This window comes from Streptomyces sp. TN58 (genome assembly GCF_001941845.1).
Classification (GTDB): Bacteria; Actinomycetota; Actinomycetes; order Streptomycetales; family Streptomycetaceae; genus Streptomyces.
The window spans coordinates 5,146,071-5,161,677 of record NZ_CP018870.1 but is presented as its reverse complement, the minus strand read 5'-3'; the positions used below and the strand labels follow the sequence as shown (position 1 = coordinate 5,161,677).

Genomic DNA, 15,607 nt, shown 5'->3' with positions numbered 1-15,607 from the left:
CCGCCCGAGACGGAGGGGCGGTCCAGGAGCGCCGTCCCGGGGGTGTTCACCGGTCCCCCTCGCCGGCTGGTTCCGGCGCGGCCCAGTCCCGGCCGCGCCGCCTGCGGCGGCTGTGCCGCGTCGGGTCCTTCGTCCATTGGCCGTGCATCGCCCGTCGCCCCCCAAAGTGTCCGATCACTCCCCAGCGCCAGACGTTCCCGGCGCAGCCCCTTCTTCCGGACGATACACCACTTTCGTCACTCAGGGACATAGTTGCTCTACGCTCTGTTACCGAGCGGGGAGGTGTCGCAACCGATCGCGCACGGACGACTGCGGAGCGTACAGGGTTCGGAGGCTAGTCGGTGATCAGTACCGTGTGCTCCACGGGCTCCCCGGCGGCGAAGCGGGTGAGTTGGCGGGCCACCAGGCGCTTGGCGCGGGGCTCGAACGCGGAGCTGCTGCCGCCGACGTGAGGCGTGACCAGGACGTTGGGGGCGTGCCAGAGCGGGTGGCCCGCGGGCAGCGGTTCGGGGTCGGTGACGTCGAGGGCGGCACGCAGCCGGCCCGACTCCACCTCCGCCAGCAGGGCCCCGGTGTCGACGACCGGGCCCCGCGAGACGTTCACGAGCAGGGCCCCGTCCTTCATCCGGCCGAGGAACCCGGCGCCCGCCAGTCCCCGGGTTGCGTCGGTCAGGGGCGTCACGAGGATGACCACGTCGGCCTGCGGCAGGAGCCCGGGCAGGTCGGCGATGGCGTGCACCGGCCCGCGTGCCGCGGCCCGCGCCGAGCGCGCGACGCGTTCGATCCGCGCGCACTCGAAGGGCGCCAGGCGGTCCTCGACCGCCGAGCCGATGGATCCGTAGCCGATGATCAGAACTGACTTGTCGGCGAGGGCGTCGTAGAAGCCGGAGCGCCAGTCCTCGCGGTCCTGTCCGCGGACCATGCCGGGGATGCCGCGCAGGGAGGCGAGGGTCAGGGCGAGGGCCAGTTCGGCGGTGCTGGCCGTGTGGACCCCGGCTGCGTTGCACAGGCGCACTCCGGGACGCAGGTCTCCCAGTCGGCCCAGCACGTCGTCGATGCCGGCGGTCAGGGTCTGGACGACCCGGACGGCGGGCATCGCGGCGAGCGGGCGCACGGTGACCTCGGCGGCCTTCATGTAGGGGGCCACGTAGAAGACGCAGTCGGCCGGATCGGCAGGGAAGGCGTCCTCTCCGTCCCACTGGCGGTACCGGAAGGAGTCGGGGAGGCCGGCGACCTCTTCGGCGGGGAAGGGGAGCCAGACGTCCCGGGGCGCAGCAGTCATGATCACGAGGCTATGCCAAGCCGTCTTGATCAAGCCGCTAGTTTGGTGGCCGGAGCGGAGGGGGACGCAGGGGTGGAGCGCAGGTCGATCGGGGCGGGGGCGCTGAGCGTGGGCGCCGTCGGTCTCGGCTGTATGCCGATGAGCTGGGCGTACACGCCTTCGCGACGGCGGGGGCACGAGTCGCTGGCCGCCGTGCACGCCGCTCTGGACCTGGGGTCGAACCTGCTGGACACGGCCGACGTGTACGGGCCGTTCACCAACGAGCTGCTGCTCGGGCGGGTGCTGCGGGAGCGGCGGTCCGACGCGTTCGTCTCGGCCAAGGTGGGACTGCGGGCGGGCGACCAGCACGTGGTGGCCGACGGCCGCCCCGGCTACCTGCGGCGGGCGTGCGACGCCTCGCTGCGGCGGCTGCGCACCGATGTCATAGACCTCTACCAGCTGCACCGGGTGGACCCCGAGGTTCCGGTGGAGGAGACCTGGGGTGCCATGGCGGAGCTCGTGGGCGCGGGCAAGGTGCGGGCGCTCGGCTTCTGCGCGCTGGGTGCGGGGGCAGGCCCGGGTGCGGGGCGGCGCGGTGACCGCGGGTACCGGACGACGCTGCGGCACCTGGAGCGGCTGCAGCAGGTCTTTCCGGTGAGCGCGGTGCAGGCGGAGCTGTCGGTGTGGTCGCCGGAGGCGGCGTGGCAGCTGCTGCCGTGGTGTGCCGCGCGCGGGGTGGGATTCCTGGCCGCGATGCCGCTGGGCAGCGGGTTCCTGACGGGGACGCTCACACCGGGCGAGGGCTTCGAGCCGCAGGACGTCCGGGCCCGGCACCCGCGGTTCACGGCGGAGGCGATGGCTTCGAACCAGGTGCTGGTGGCAGGGCTGCGGCGGGTGGCGCGGCGGTACGGCCCCGAGGTCACGGTCGCTCAGGTGGCCCTGGCCTGGGTGCTGGCCCAGGGGCCGCAGGTGGTGCCGGTGCCCGGCGCGGACCGGGCGCACTGGGCGGTGGAGAACGCCGGGGCGGCGCGGCTGCGGCTCACGGCCGCGGACCTGGCCGAGATCGCGGGGCTTCCGGTCGACGTGGGAGCCTGGGACTGACCGCCACCCACAACCACTCGATCGGGTGTACGAGTGGTGGAACTTCGAGAACTGCCCCGGCTGTTGAGACGGGTGAAGGGCAGGATCGTCGGGACCGGAAGGGAGCAGGGCGATGCGGTACGGAAGTTCTGGCGGGCAGGCGGGGTGCGAGGGGCCGGAGCCTCAGGGGCAGAGATCTTCAGGCCCGGGCGCGCGGCGCCGGGGTGTGCTGGCGGCGGTCGCGCTGGCCGGGTGCGGTGCGCTGCTGGTGGCGGGCTGCTCCCCGCAGGGCGGTCCGGACCCCGGGCGGGGCGGTTCCCCACCGGGTGCGACGGCGGCGGGGGCCGGGTCACCGGGCCCTTCGGGGAGCGGGTCCGCTTCGCCGTCCGCGTCGGGGCCTCCCGCGAAGGGGGCGGTGACGGTCACCGGTGAGGCGGCCAAGGGTCTGGAGTCGCCCTGGGGCGTGGCCCCCCTTCCGGGAGGTGACCTGCTGGTCGCCTCCCGCGACAAGGGGACGATCAGCCGGGTCGCGGCGGGGTCGGGTGCGGTGACGCGGATCGGTGAGGTTCCGGGCGTGGATCCGGGAGGTGAGGGCGGGCTGCTGGGCCTCGCGCTGTCGCCGGACTTCGCCTCGGACCGGCTGGTGTACGTCTACTTCACGACCGCGTCGGACAACCGGATCGCTCGGCTTCGCTATGACGAGAACAGACCCTCCGGGCAGCAACTGGGGGCGCCGGACACCGTGTTCCGGGGTATACCCAAGGGGCTGATCCACAACGGCGGGCGGATCGCCTTCGGGCCGGACAGGATGCTGTATGCCGGGACGGGCGAGACGGGTGTCACCGGGCTCGCGCAGGACCGGAAGTCGCTCGGCGGCAAGATCCTGCGGATGACTCCGGACGGGGATCCGGTGCACGGCAATCCGGAAGCCGATTCCGTCGTCTACTCCTATGGACACCGCAATGTGCAGGGCCTCGCTTGGGACAAGGACAAGCGCCTGTGGGCGGCGGAGTTCGGCCAGAACACCTGGGACGAGCTGAACCTGATCGAGCCCGGCGCGAACTACGGCTGGCCTGAGGCCGAGGGGAAGGCGGGCAAGCCCGGACTGCGGGATCCGGTGGCCGTGTGGCGGACCGACGAGGCCTCACCGAGCGGGATCGCCTGGGCGGAGGGGTCGGTGTGGATGGCCGGGCTGAAGGGGCAGCGGCTGTGGCGGATCCCCTTGGCCGGGACGCAGCCGGCGGCCGAGCCCGAGGCCTTCCTTCAGGACGAGTACGGGCGGCTGCGGACGGTGATCGCTCTCGGGGGTGACCGGCTGCTGCTGGTCACGAGTGAGACGGACGGGCGCGGGTCGCCGGAGGCGGGCGACGACAGGATCCTGACACTGACGGTGCGATGACCGGCGGCCCCGGACGGGGCGGAGGGTGCGTGGGCACGGTGTTCAACATGATCGAGGAACTGTTCAACCCGGGACGCAAGCACACGGACGACGAGCAGAAGCGGCTGGAGCTGTCCCGGACCGACGTGGGTGACGCCGATCCGGGACGGGGCCCCATAGACCTCGACTCCGGCCGGGTGCTCATACGCCTGGACGAGGAGCTCGCGGACGGGCGCCTACCGGAGGGGCGCCGGCGGGACGGGCGGGGCGAAGAGCCGTAGCCGGCGAGCCCGGGTGGCGGGTGCTGCCGGCCGCGGCTGGGCACTGCTCAGGAGGCTGCCTTCGGGATGGCCAGGAGAAGGTCGAAGTACATGAGGACGAAGAGGAGTACGCCGAGGGCACCGAGGCCGATGCCCGCCCAGGAGACCGACCGGACCCAGGTGGGGAGGATGCGTTCGGGAGTGCTGAAGGCGGGGAGGGCCAGCACGAAGGTCGCGATGATCAGGGCGAGGGCGGAGAAGACGCCGTTCACCATGGCGGTCGTGTGCCACGGGTCGACGAACTGGGCGGCGATCTGCGCGTCGGCGCCGGCGGCCTGGCTCAGTTCCAGACGGGCGGCGACGCTCGCTCGCTCGGACACGATGCCGGCGACCCAGCTCCCGCTGAGGGCGACGACGGAGAGGCCGGCGGAGACGATCGCGAAGGCCGCGGAGCCGACGTGGCTCGGCTGCTGCTCCTCGTCGGCCAGGTCCTCGGTGAAGTCGTCGGCGCCAAGGTCCGCGTCCGCCGCGGCGTCGAGGTCGGCGGTCTCGGCCCGGGCCTCGGCCGCGGTGTCCTGGGTGGCTTCGGTCTTCGCGAGGTCGACCGGGGTGGTGTCCGCCTGGGCGGCGTTCGGGGCGGGGGGCTTCGTGGTGTCCATGCGGCGCACCGTAGGGGCAGCGTCTGAGAGTTCTCTGAGGATCCGGGACCCGGCTGTTCCGGGCCCCGGGGGCGGGGCCCGGACGGCCTGTCTCAGGAGGTGCGGGCGGCGGCCCACTCGTGGGCGAGGATCGACCAGGCCTCGGTGTCCCGGCGGACGCCGCGGTGGAGGTAGTTCTCCCGCATGACGCCCTCGCGGGTCATGCCGAGGCGTTCGGCGACGGCGAGGCTCTTCTTGTTGCCGGTGTCGGCATGCCACTCGACGCGGTGCATGCCGCGCTCGCCGAACGCGTAGTCGATCAGGACGCGGCAGGCCTTGGTCACCAGGCCGCGGCCGGCCGCGGCGGGCTCCAGCCAGCAGCCGATCTCACAGTTGCCGCTGTCGGCGTCGAAGCTGGGGAAGAGGACGCCGCCCACGAGGGTGCCGTCGAGGCGGATGCCGAAGAAGCGGGCGCCGTCCTCACCGGCCTTCACCGCGTACTCGGCGAGGAAGGCCCGGGCGGAGTCGACGTCCGGGGACCGGTCCGGGAATCGCACGTACTGGCCGATGAACTCGCGTCCGCGTTCGATGTGCGCGAAGAACTCCTCGGCGTGCCGGACTTCCAGCGGGAACAGCTGGGCGCCTTCGGCGAGGTCTATCGAGAACATGCGGCTTCTTCCTTGGGTCTCGGGCGGCGGTCGGCCGGATCACCGGGAGGCTGTGGCGGGTTCGGCACCGTCCTCGCTCGTGGCGGGGGCCGCGCCGGACTGCTGTGCCGGAAGTTTCGCATGCGGGCGGCGTTCGGGGGGTTCGATGCTGATCCTGGGGAGCCTGCGGTCGAGCCATGCGGGAAGCCACCAGTTGGCGCCGCCGAGCAGGTGCATCAGGGCGGGGACGAGGAGGGTGCGCAGGACGAAGGCGTCGAGGGCCACGGCCGCGGCGAGCGCGATGCCGAACATCGCGATGATCCGGTCGCCGCTGAGGACGAAGGCGAGGAAGACGGAGATCATGATGACGGCGGCGGAGTTGATGACCCGGCTGGTCTCGGCGAGCCCGACCCGCACGGCCCGCCGGTTGTCGCCGGTCTCCAGCCACTCCTCGTACATGCGGCTGACGAGGAAGACCTGGTAGTCCATCGACAGCCCGAAGAGCACGGACACCATGATGACGGGCAGGAAGGGTTCGATCGGGCCGGCGCTGCCCAGGCCCAGCCGTTCGCTGCCCCAGCCCCACTGGAAGATCGCGACCACGACGCCGAAGGAGGAGGCGACGGCGGCGACGTTCATGGCCGCCGCCTTCAGCGGGATGCCGATGGACCGGAAGGCCAGCAGCAGGAGCGCGCAGCCGAGGGCGACGACCACCGCGACGAAGAGCGGCAGTTTCCCGACGACGACCTCGGCGAAGTCGTCGTAGGCGGCCGTCACGCCGCCGACGTGGACCTGCATGGAGTTGCCCTGGCCGGCGCGCGGGATGACGTCCTCGCGGAGCCTGTCGACGAGGTCGCTGGTGGCCCGGGACTGCGGGGCGGAGTCCGGTACGACGGTCAGGACGGCCGTGTCGCCGCTGTGGTTGAGGACGGCGGGGCCGGTGGAGGCGACGCCCGGCGTCGTCCGCAGGGCCTGCGCCAGCTGGTCCACGGCGAGCCGGTCCCCGGCGCCGTCCAGGCGGGCGACGACGGCGAGCGGGCCGTTCGCGCCGGGCCCGAAGCCCTCCGCGAGCAGGTCGTAGGCCTGCCTGGTGGTGTAGGTGGCGGGGTTGTTGCCCTGGTCGGAGGTGCCCAGGTGGAGGGAGAGGGTGGGCAGGGCCAGCACGACCATGACAGCGGTGGCGACGGCGCCGAGCAGCTTGGGGTGGCGCTCGACGAAGGCGGACCAGCGGGCGGCGAAGCCGGAGGTCCGCTCGGGCTGCGGGCCCTCGGCGGCGAGCCTGCGGCGCTCGCGGCGGGAGAGAGCCCGCAGGCCGATGGAGGAGAGGAGGGCGGGCAGCAGGGTGACGGAGGCTGCGACGGTCAGGACGACGGTCACACAGGCGGCGATGGCGACGCCGTTGAGGAAGTTCAGCCGCAGCACCAGCATGCCGAGCAGCGCGATGCAGACGGTGAGGCCCGCGAAGACGACGGCCCGGCCGGTGGTGGCGACCGCCCCGGCGGCGGCCTCCTCCACGGGCAGGCCGCGCATCAGGCCCTTGCGGTGGCGGGTGACGATGAACAGCGCGTAGTCGATGCCGACGCCCAGGCCGATCAGGGTTCCGAGCATGGGGGCGAAGTCGGCGACCGGCATCGCATGCCCGAGCAGGGTGATGCCGAAGTAGGCGGTGCCCACGCTGACGAGGGCGGTCGCGATGGGCAGCAGGCTCGCCGCGAGGGAGCCGAAGGCGAGGAAGAGGACGAGCGCGGCGACGGCCACGCCGATGACCTCGGCGAGGTGCGCGGTGGGTGCTTCGGTGAGCTGGATGGCGCGGCCGCCCAGTTCGACCTGGAGTCCGCCGGCCTCGGTGGCGGGGTTCTTCGCGGCCTCGACGACCGCCTTCGCCTGGGCCTTGGGCACGGAGTCGGCCGGCCGGTCGAAGGTCACCACGGCGTAGGCGGTGCGCCCGTCGGGGCTGATCCGAGCGGCGCTCTCGGGGCCGGGTCCGTAGGGCCCGGCGACCGATCCGACGCCGGGCAGGGCGGCGACGGTGTCGAGCGCCCGTGTCATGCGCTGCTCGATGTCCGGGGTGCGCGCGCTCTGGTGGTCCGGGGCCCGCCAGACGATGGTGTCGGTGTCGCCGCCCTGTCCGTGGAAGCCTTCGCGCAGGAGGTCGTCGGCCTTGCCGGACTCGGTGCCGGGGACCTCGTAGTCACTGGAGAACGCAGCTCCGGCGGTCACCGCGGCCGAGGCGGTCCCACCGAGGGCGAGCAGCCAGATCAGGACGGCGAGGAGGCGGTGGCGCATGCACCACCGCGCGAGGACTGCCAACGGACGTGCTCCCTGGTGGGTTCGGATCTTTAGCGGGAGACAGCCCGTCGCAAAGAACGCGTGAACTCGTGAAGGCCCGGCCGAAGGCCCGGGGGATCGCCCCAGGTTCGGCCCAGATGGTCTGCGACCTCCACGATCCCAGCGTTTCGTGATCGTTGGCCCGTTTCGTGTGCATCATCACAGCAGGCCGGGGAGGCGTTCGGGAACTCAGGTCCCGGCGGTGCTCCCGATGGGGCTTGCGACGGCGCTCCCGACGGGCGCCGCCGAGGTGGCGGAGTGGGCGCCGGCCCGGTCTTCGGGCTCGTCCACCCGGTAGCCGGGGATCGAGGGCCAGCGGACGGTGAGGACGACGGCGTCCTCCTCCGCGTACCAGGAGTGGTCGACGCCGCGGCCCCAGAGCACGTAGTCGCCCTGCTCGGCGAGGACGACGGTCCGGCCCGGGAACTCCAGCCGGAAGCGTCCGCTGATCAGGACCAGCAGCGCGGTGCGCCTCTCGGCGGTGGCCCAGCGCTCCCGTTCGTCGCCCTTCGGGTGGACACCCCATTTGATCTCCACGTCCTCGCTGTGACGGGGATCGGCCGGGTCCTTGAAGTGGCCGAGGAGCCAGCCGCGGTCGGCGGCGGCGTCGGGGGCGGCCTTGCCGGTGTAGATGGTGAGGTCGTCGTTCACGGGGGTGAGGCTAATGCAGTTGTGCGGGCCGCCCGCACCCTGGTGAGCTGGCCCGATGACGATGGATCCCGATGAGCTGCTGAAGGTGCGCGCCCGGTACGACGCCGAGGTGCGCGAGGGCGCGCGCCCGGACGGCGCGGACGCCCGCGTGGAGCGGGTGGGAGGGGTCGTCCGGCAGAGCGCGCCCGGCCTCGGATGGAACGGCGTCCTCTGGTCCGATCTCGACGAGGGGACGGCGGACGGGCAGATCGCGGCGCAGGTGGCGTTCTTCGCGGAGCACGGCTGCCCGGACTTCGAGTGGAAGCTGTACCGCCACGACCGGCCGGCGGACCTCGGGGACCGGCTGCGGGCGGCGGGCTTCGTACCGGATCCGCCGGAGACGCTGATGGTGGGGCGGACGGCCGACCTCGCGCGGCTTCCGGTGGAGCCGCCGGAGGGCGTCGCCCTGCGTGTGGTGACGGACGAGGCCGGCGTCGACCTGATGATGCGGGTCCACGCGGGGGCATTCGGTACGGAGCGGCCCCGCATCCGGGAGGCGCTGCTGGGACGGCTTCGCGACGAGCCGGAGACCATCGCCGCGGTCGTCGCGATGGCGGGCGGCGTCCCGGTGAGCGCGGCCCGGATGGAGATGCGGCCGGGCACGGCCTTCGCCGGCCTGTGGGGCGGCGGCACGCTCCCGCAGTGGCGCGGCCGGGGCATCTACCGTGCGCTGGTCGCGCACCGGGCCCGTGTCGCGGCGGAGCTCGGCATCCCCTACCTCCAGGTGGACGCATCCGAGGACAGCCGTCCGATCCTGGAGCGGCTGGGCTTCGGGGTGGCGGGGGTGACGGTGCCGTATGTCTGGACGCGGCCGGCGGAGTCGACGCGGGCCCGGCCGTAGGACGTAGGCCGTTGACCGCGTCTCACGGATGACGCGAGGCTCCACCCGGTCATGGTCCACCCGATCCTGGTCCACCCGGTCCTGGCTCCGTCGGATCCGGCCACGGCCTGGGGGTTCCCGCGGGAGGAGGCGGCGCGGCATGATCATCTGCATGGAACGCATCAGCCCGCCCCTCACCGGCGATGAGCGCGAGACGCTACGGATCTTCCTCGACTACCACCGCGCCACTCTCGCCTGGAAGTGCGAGGGCCTCGACGACGAGCAGTTGCGCCGCGCCTCGATGCCTCCGTCCACCCTGTCGCTGCTGGGCCTGGTCCGGCACATGGGCGAGGTCGAGCGGCACTGGTTCCGGCGGGTCCTGGGCGGCGAGGAGCTTCCGCACCTGTGGTCCGACACCCACGACTTCCAGGCCGCCTACGACGCCTCCGGGTGCACCCGCGCCGAGGCCTTCACCGCGTGGCAGGAGGAGGTCGCGCACGCCCGCCGCATCGAGGCCGCGGCCGAGTCCCTGGAGGTGACGGCGTACGTGCCGAGTTGGAAGGAGGAGGCCTCGCTGCGCCTGGTCATGCTGCACCTCATCCACGAGTACGCGCGGCACAACGGCCACGCCGACCTCCTGCGAGAGGCGATCGACGGGGCGACCGGCGCCTGAGGACCGTCCCGTGATCCCGGCGGGCGCTGGTCCGCCGGGAATTACGGAACAGGCCTCAGACGTCCGCCCGCCAGTAGCCCAGGCCGTTCACCCTCTGCTTCGGCAGGCCGAGGTCCTTGCGCAGGTAGGCCGTCAGCTCGCGCGTGGTCGCCGTGTCGCAGGCCAGCCAGACGTATGCCGCCGCGGGGTCGCCGAGCAGCTCCGGCAGTTCTGCCCGGACCCGGTCGGCCAGGGACGTACCGTCCCGCCGCACCCGGCGGATGTCGTGCCGGTCGGCGTCCAGGCGTACGGGCAGCTCCGCGTCCGAGGCGTGCTGGGTCTCGAACCAGATGGTGGCGGGCGTGGCGGGGAAGGCGTCCAGCAGCGAGTTGACCGCCGGGAGGGACGCGGGGTCGCCGATGACCAGCAGGCGTTCCGGGGCAGGCGCCGGGGCGGTGAAACCGGTGCCCTGGACGGTGGCCTCGATGGTGTCGCCCGGCTTGGCGCCGCGCGCCCAGTCGCTGGCGACGCCGTCGTGCAGCGCGAACTCGAAGCAGAAGGTGCCGGTCTGCGGATCCGGGTCGACGAGGGTGTACGCCCGCTGGTGCGGCCGGCCGGCGTTCTGGAACCAGACCCGCACCCACATCGTGGGGTGCAGCGACGCCCCAACCGCGGCCAGCAGTCCGCCGTCGGTGAAGGACACCCGGCGGTAGTGCTCCGTGACGTCCTCCGCCCCGGTCACCGTGAACGTGAAGTCCTTGCCCCGAAGGAGCTTGAGGACCACGCCTTCCCAACCCTTGCCGACCGCCATGTTCGAACCCTCCCCTGACACCTCTATAGTTAGGGCAGCCTAACCTAAATGCACATCGGGGAAGAGAGCAGCGTGAGCAGTGTGAGCAGCGGAAGCGACCCGGAGTCGAACACGGGTGCCCAGGGCGGGCCCCACGGGCAGACCCCGGCATCCTACGACGTCTTCCGCGACCCCTGGGGCATCCCCCACCTGCGCGCTGCGGACGAGCTCGGGCTCGCCCACGCCCAGGGCCGCGTCACGGCCTTCGACCGCGCCTGGCAGCTGGAGGTCGAACGGCACCGCGCCGAGGGCTCCAGCGCCTCCTTCCTCGGCCCGGACTCCGTCGTCTGGGACCGGTTCGCCCGCCAGAGCCGCCTCGGCGACACCGCCCGCCTCTGCTACGAGGCCATGGAGGCCGACGACCCCGCGACCGCCGCCTGGGTGCGCGCCTACGTCGACGGCGTCAACACCGGCCTGGCCTCCGGAGCCGCCCGCGACGAGCGCTTCGCCCGCACGGGCCTGGCGCCCTCGCCCTGGGAGCCGTGGGTACCGCTGGCGATCTGGATCTCGACGCACATCCTGTTCGCCGGCTTCCCGACCAAGCTGTGGCGCGAGCGGGTGGCCCGCGCCCTCGGCGACGAGGCGCTCACCCTCTTCGCCACCGACGGCCCCCGCATCGCCGGCAGCAACGGCTGGATGGTGCCGGGCGACCGCACCGCCACCGGGGCGGCGATCATCGCGGGCGACCCGCACCGGTTCATCGAGGACCCGGGCGTCTACCAGCAGATCCGCCTGTCCTGCCCGGACTACGACGTCCTCGGCCTCGCCGTCCCCGGTGTGCCCGGCCTCGCCCACTTCGGGCACACCGGCTCCGCCGCCTGGGCCATCACCAACGCGATGTCCGACTACCAGGACCTGTACGTCGAGCGGCTGCGCCGCGTCGAGGGCGGAGGCGAGGGCGAGGGCCGCGGCACCGCCGTCGAGGCGCTCGGCCCGGACGGCGTCTGGGAGCCGGTCGCACGCCACACCGAGACCATCGCCGTGGCAGGCGGCGACGACGTCGAGGTGGAGGTCCTGGAGACCTCCCGCGGCCCGGTGGTCGTCCACGCGGACGGCGACCCGGGCGCGGAGCCGGGCGACGCCGAGCCTGGCGCCGGCGGCGGCTCGCAGACGCTCTCCCTGCGCTACCCGCCCCGCGTGCGGCGCGACCTCGGCTTCGCCGCCCTGCCCGCCCTGCTGCGCGCCCGTACCGTCGCCGACATCGACCGCGCCCTCGACGGCTGGGCCGAGCCGGTCAACGTCGTGCACGCCGCCGACACCCAGGGCGGCCTGCTGCACCGCGTGGCGGGCGCCGTGCCGCTGCGCCACCCCGCCAACCGGCTGCGGCCCGTACCCGCGTGGGACCCGGGGCACGCCTGGCAGGGCTGGGCGCCGACGCCCGCCGAGCCGGTGCAGGGCTTCGCCGTGATGGCGAACGCGCGCGGCATCGCCTCTCCGCTCGGCGTGGAGTTCGCGCCACCGCACCGCGCCGACCGCATCCGCGAGCTGCTCAGCGGCTCCGCGGACTGGTCCCCCAAGGCGATGGCCGACGTACACCGGGACACCTATCTGGCCTCGGCCGAGCCGCTGCTCGCCCTGCTGCCCGGCTTCGAGGACCTGACGCCGGCCGCGCGGGAGCTGCGTGCCCGGCTGCTGGCCTGGGACCGGCGGATGGAGGCCGAGAGCACCGACGCCACCGTCTTCGCGGCCTTCCGGACCGCGACCGTACGGCGTTTCGCCGCCGACCCCGTCTTCGCGGACCTGGCGGGGGCGCCGTCCGGGCCGGCGGTGTTCCACCCGTGGCTGTACCTGCTTCCCAAGATCGGCTACGCGCTCGAAGGCCTGCTCACCACCTCCCTCGTACCGGAGCTGGACCGCGCCGCGCATGTCCGCGCCGCCCTGGAGGAGACGGCCGCGGCGGGCTCCGCCGACGCCGGCGTCCCGTGGTCGCAAGTCCACCGCCTGGCCCCCTGGCAGGCGGTTCCCACCCCGGACACCCCGGAGTGGCCCGGCCTCGGCGGTGACCACGACTGCGTGAACGCCACCTCCTCCGTGCCCGGTTTCACCGACCTCACCGCCCGCGCGTCGGCCGCCCGCTACGTCTGGGACCTGGCCCGCCGCGAGGACAGCCTCTGGGCGGTCCCGCTGGGCGCGGACGGCGTCACGGGAGCCCCCCACCACCGCGATCAGCTCCTGCTGTGGGCGCGCTGCGAACTCGTCCCCGTCGTCACCGACTGGGCCCGGCTCACCAAGGATTCGATATGACCTCCGCCAAGTCCCCCTCCGCCGCGTCGTCCTCCCCCGTGTCCCCCTCGCCCAGGCAGCCGGTCCACAGCCACTTCGCCGAGGGCTTCGGGACCGTCACCGTCACCCCGGTCGACCCGGCCGCCGACGCCGGGCTGATCCACCGCTGGGTCACGCAGGAACGGGCCCGCTTCTGGGGCATGGGCGGCGCCAGTCGCGAACTGGTCCGGGAGATCTACGAGGACGTCGACCGCCGCACCACCCACCACGCCTTCATCGTGGCCCTGGAGGGCGCGCCGGCCGGGCTGTTCCAGACGTACGAGTGCGAGGCGGACCGGGTCAGCGAGTGCTACGACGTCCAGCCCGGCGATGTAGGCCTGCACCTGCTGATCGCCCCCGGCGAGGGCGCGCCGCGGCCCGGCTTCAGCGCGGCGCTGCTGACGGCCTTCCTCTCCTTCGTGTTCTCCGACCCGGCCGCGCGGCGCCTGGTCGCCGAGCCGGACGCCCGCAACGCCAAGGCCATCGCACGGCTGGAGCGCACCGGGTTCGTGCTCGGCCCGGAGGTCGTGCTCCCCGAGATCGACCTGCCGGAGATCTACCTCCCGGCGAAGCCGGCCCGCCTCGCCTTCCTCGGCGCTCCGGCGGCGCCGTCCGCGGGAAGTCGCTGACCAGCGCCGCCCGTTCGGCCGGGCGCTCGGCGAACGGAGGCTGCCCGGTGGGCAGTTCCGTCGGCCGGGCGCCCGGCGCGCGCCCCTCCGCGTCGGCGGCGGCCACCAGGGCACCAGTTTCGGCCGTGGCAAACCGATCGTTCCGATTGACCGGGTGATTCGGGCCACGAAAGACTGATGCCCCTTCACCAACGTGGCGCTGGGGGGAAATTGACCAGCCAGAATCTGCACATCGGGCCGGACGCGGCAGCGGACCGCTATCGCCTGCTCAGGTCCATCGGGCGCGGCGGGGAGGCCGTGCTCTACCTCGCGGAGATCGAACTCGCGGGCGGGTCGGAGCCCGTGGTCGTCAAGGTGCTCGACTCCAAGACCACCATCACGCCCGAGGTCTTCGACCGCATCAGCCAGAAGTGGAACGAGCAGGCCGAACTGCTGAGATTCGTCCACCGCCCCGGAGTCGTGGGGGTGCGGGAGCACTTCGAGGGACCGCCGATCCACCGGGCCGGGGAGTCGTCCACCCTGACCGGACGGGCGCTCGTGCTCGTCATGAACCACGTCGACGGGCTCGACCTGCGGGACTGGCGGGCCGAGCGCACCCTCACCACGGCCGCCGAGCGGCGCGAGGTCATGCGGACCCTGGAGCAGCTGGCCGAGGTACTGGACTGGCTGCACTCGGGGAAGGCCACGCCGTCGGGGCGCCAGGTGGTGCACGGCGACCTCTCCCCCGGCAATGTGATGGTCGACGCGCACGGCCAGGCCACGCTGGTGGACTTCGGCCTCAGCAAGCTGACCGCCGACCACCAGACTGCGGAGGTCTGGTTCACCCCCGGCTACGCGGCACCCGAGGTGTTCGAAGGCAAGCGGACGCCGGGCACCGACCGGTACGCCTTCGGGGCGATCGCGTACTTCCTGCTCAGCGGGGAGTCGCCGCCCGCCTCTCCGCAGCAGCTGGCCCGGGCGATGGCCGAGCTGCCGCAGATCGCGGTACTGGACGCCGAGCAGCGGGCGCGGATCACCGCACTCTACGCGGAGGAGCCCACCCGGCGGCCGGTGAACCTCGCCGGATGGATGAAGGACCTGCGCCGCGCGGTGGTGTCCACGACCGCCTCCACGACGTCGCGGCGGTCCGCCCTCCAGGACTCCCCGCCGAAGCCCGCGGCGCCTCCGCCGCCCGTCGTACCGCCCCAGCCGGCCGCGCTGCCGGCCCAGCCCGCCGAGGCGCCGTCCCAGCCGCCGCCGTACGTGGCGACCGCGCCGGCGACGGCGCCCGACCCGGCGGCAGCGCCCGACCCGGCCGCGACCGCGGCGCCGCCCGCCGGCGTGCCCGACGCGGTGCCCGCCGGCTACGGCCCGGCGGCGTACCAACCGGCCCCGGGAGCGCCGGGAACCGGCACCGCCCCGGAGCCGCCGCCCGCCGGCGAGGTGAAGAGGAAGCGGACCGGGGTGATCCTGGGCTCGGCGGCCGCCGTGGTGGTCCTGGCCGTACTCGCGGTGATCGGCGTACAGCTCCTGGGGAACAGGGACAAGGCCGGCGCCGCCGGGGACGGCAAGGCCGGCGGGGACGGCACCCCGGCGGCCGCGGCCCCTGTGTCACCGACGCCCTCGCCACCGCAGGAGACCGACGCGTCCACACCCGAGGCCTCCGCGAGCCCGGACGGATCCTCCACCCCCAATGCCCCGGGGGCGGTCAAGGACAGCAACGTCGCCGACCTGACCGTACTGGCCTCGGTGGGCAACGGCGACCACTTCGAGGTCGGCTCCGCCAAGCTGAACACCACCGAGTACGGGGCGGCGCTGCTCGGCAGCTGCTACTACGGCGCGGCCATCGAGTACGACGTCAACAGGGCCTGGTCCACGCTGGAGTTCACCGCCGGGATCGACGACGGCTCGACCGTGGAGCAGGCACGGCTGACGATCTCGGTGGACGACAAGCCCGCGATCTTCTCCGAGCTGGTCCACCTGGGCAAGCCGGTCACCAAGTCCCTGGACGTCAAGGGCGCCCTGCGGCTGCGCATCAAGGTGGAAGAGGGCTGCAAGGGCCGTGGCAACGCCGTCCTGGCGGCCCCGGTCCTCAAGCGCTGACGAGACGACCGAGGCCCCGCACCTGTCGGT

The 15,607-nt window shown here is 73.4% G+C and carries 14 protein-coding genes; 8 read left to right on the top strand and 6 right to left on the bottom strand.

Translation table 11 applies throughout. The annotated features are described in order from the left end of the window. Window positions 1-334: 334 nt before the first annotated feature. Window positions 335-1,282, bottom strand: coding sequence for a 2-hydroxyacid dehydrogenase (locus BSL84_RS23625; protein ID WP_045320916.1), 948 nt, complete (start codon window positions 1,280-1,282; stop codon window positions 335-337). 72 nt (window positions 1,283-1,354) lie between these two features. Between BSL84_RS23625 and BSL84_RS23620 the strand changes: the two genes are divergently transcribed. From BSL84_RS23620 to BSL84_RS23610, 3 genes are all read left to right on the top strand, one after another. Next, window positions 1,355-2,362 (top strand): aldo/keto reductase, encoded by a 1,008-nt coding sequence (locus tag BSL84_RS23620; protein ID WP_075971069.1) that lies wholly within the window; start codon window positions 1,355-1,357, stop codon window positions 2,360-2,362. A gap of 112 nt (window positions 2,363-2,474) precedes the next feature. Continuing rightward, on the top strand, window positions 2,475-3,740 hold the full coding sequence (locus BSL84_RS23615) for a PQQ-dependent sugar dehydrogenase (protein ID WP_199838740.1): 1,266 nt from the start codon (window positions 2,475-2,477) through the stop codon (window positions 3,738-3,740). 38 nt (window positions 3,741-3,778) lie between these two features. Beyond that, window positions 3,779-4,000: a DUF6191 domain-containing protein gene (locus tag BSL84_RS23610; RefSeq protein ID WP_045320915.1), complete on the top strand. Its 222-nt coding sequence runs from the start codon at window positions 3,779-3,781 to the stop codon at window positions 3,998-4,000. Between the two features lie 47 nt (window positions 4,001-4,047). Here the strand turns inward: BSL84_RS23610 and BSL84_RS23605 are convergent, their stop codons facing one another. From BSL84_RS23605 to BSL84_RS23590, 4 genes are all read right to left on the bottom strand, one after another. After that, complete coding sequence (locus BSL84_RS23605) at window positions 4,048-4,638, bottom strand: hypothetical protein (RefSeq protein WP_045320896.1); 591 nt, start codon at window positions 4,636-4,638, stop codon at window positions 4,048-4,050. Between the two features lie 92 nt (window positions 4,639-4,730). Continuing rightward, window positions 4,731-5,285 carry a GNAT family N-acetyltransferase gene (locus BSL84_RS23600; RefSeq protein ID WP_075971068.1) on the bottom strand — a complete coding sequence of 185 codons (555 nt, stop codon included), beginning with the start codon at window positions 5,283-5,285 and terminating at the stop codon, window positions 4,731-4,733. Between the two features lie 39 nt (window positions 5,286-5,324). Beyond that, complete coding sequence (locus BSL84_RS23595) at window positions 5,325-7,574, bottom strand: MMPL family transporter (protein WP_075971067.1); 2,250 nt, start codon at window positions 7,572-7,574, stop codon at window positions 5,325-5,327. A gap of 207 nt (window positions 7,575-7,781) precedes the next feature. Next, on the bottom strand, window positions 7,782-8,243 hold the full coding sequence (locus BSL84_RS23590) for a signal peptidase I (protein WP_075971066.1): 462 nt from the start codon (window positions 8,241-8,243) through the stop codon (window positions 7,782-7,784). 61 nt (window positions 8,244-8,304) lie between these two features. Between BSL84_RS23590 and BSL84_RS23585 the strand changes: the two genes are divergently transcribed. Next, window positions 8,305-9,123 carry a GNAT family N-acetyltransferase gene (locus BSL84_RS23585; RefSeq protein ID WP_075972205.1) on the top strand — a complete coding sequence of 273 codons (819 nt, stop codon included), beginning with the start codon at window positions 8,305-8,307 and terminating at the stop codon, window positions 9,121-9,123. Window positions 9,124-9,274: 151 nt separating this feature from the next. Then, complete coding sequence (locus tag BSL84_RS23580) at window positions 9,275-9,775, top strand: DinB family protein (protein WP_030028028.1); 501 nt, start codon at window positions 9,275-9,277, stop codon at window positions 9,773-9,775. A gap of 55 nt (window positions 9,776-9,830) precedes the next feature. On the opposite strand, the gene BSL84_RS23575 is transcribed toward BSL84_RS23580, so the two are convergent. Beyond that, window positions 9,831-10,565, bottom strand: a complete 735-nt coding sequence (locus BSL84_RS23575; RefSeq protein ID WP_030028026.1) for a siderophore-interacting protein — start codon at window positions 10,563-10,565, stop codon at window positions 9,831-9,833. A 48-nt stretch (window positions 10,566-10,613) separates the two neighbouring features. On the opposite strand from BSL84_RS23575, the gene BSL84_RS23570 reads away from it, so the two are divergent. From BSL84_RS23570 to BSL84_RS23560, 3 genes are all read left to right on the top strand, one after another. Next, entirely contained in the window at window positions 10,614-12,848 is a 2,235-nt protein-coding gene (locus tag BSL84_RS23570) for a penicillin acylase family protein (RefSeq protein WP_079273275.1), read from the top strand. Then, a complete protein-coding gene (locus BSL84_RS23565; protein WP_079273274.1) occupies window positions 12,845-13,495 on the top strand; it encodes a GNAT family N-acetyltransferase in 651 nt (216 codons plus the stop codon). The genes BSL84_RS23570 and BSL84_RS23565 overlap by 4 nt, the downstream gene beginning before the upstream one ends. Before the next feature lie 210 nt (window positions 13,496-13,705). Beyond that, on the top strand, window positions 13,706-15,577 hold the full coding sequence (locus BSL84_RS23560; protein WP_159393550.1) for a protein kinase domain-containing protein: 1,872 nt from the start codon (window positions 13,706-13,708) through the stop codon (window positions 15,575-15,577). Window positions 15,578-15,607 lie beyond the last annotated feature (30 nt).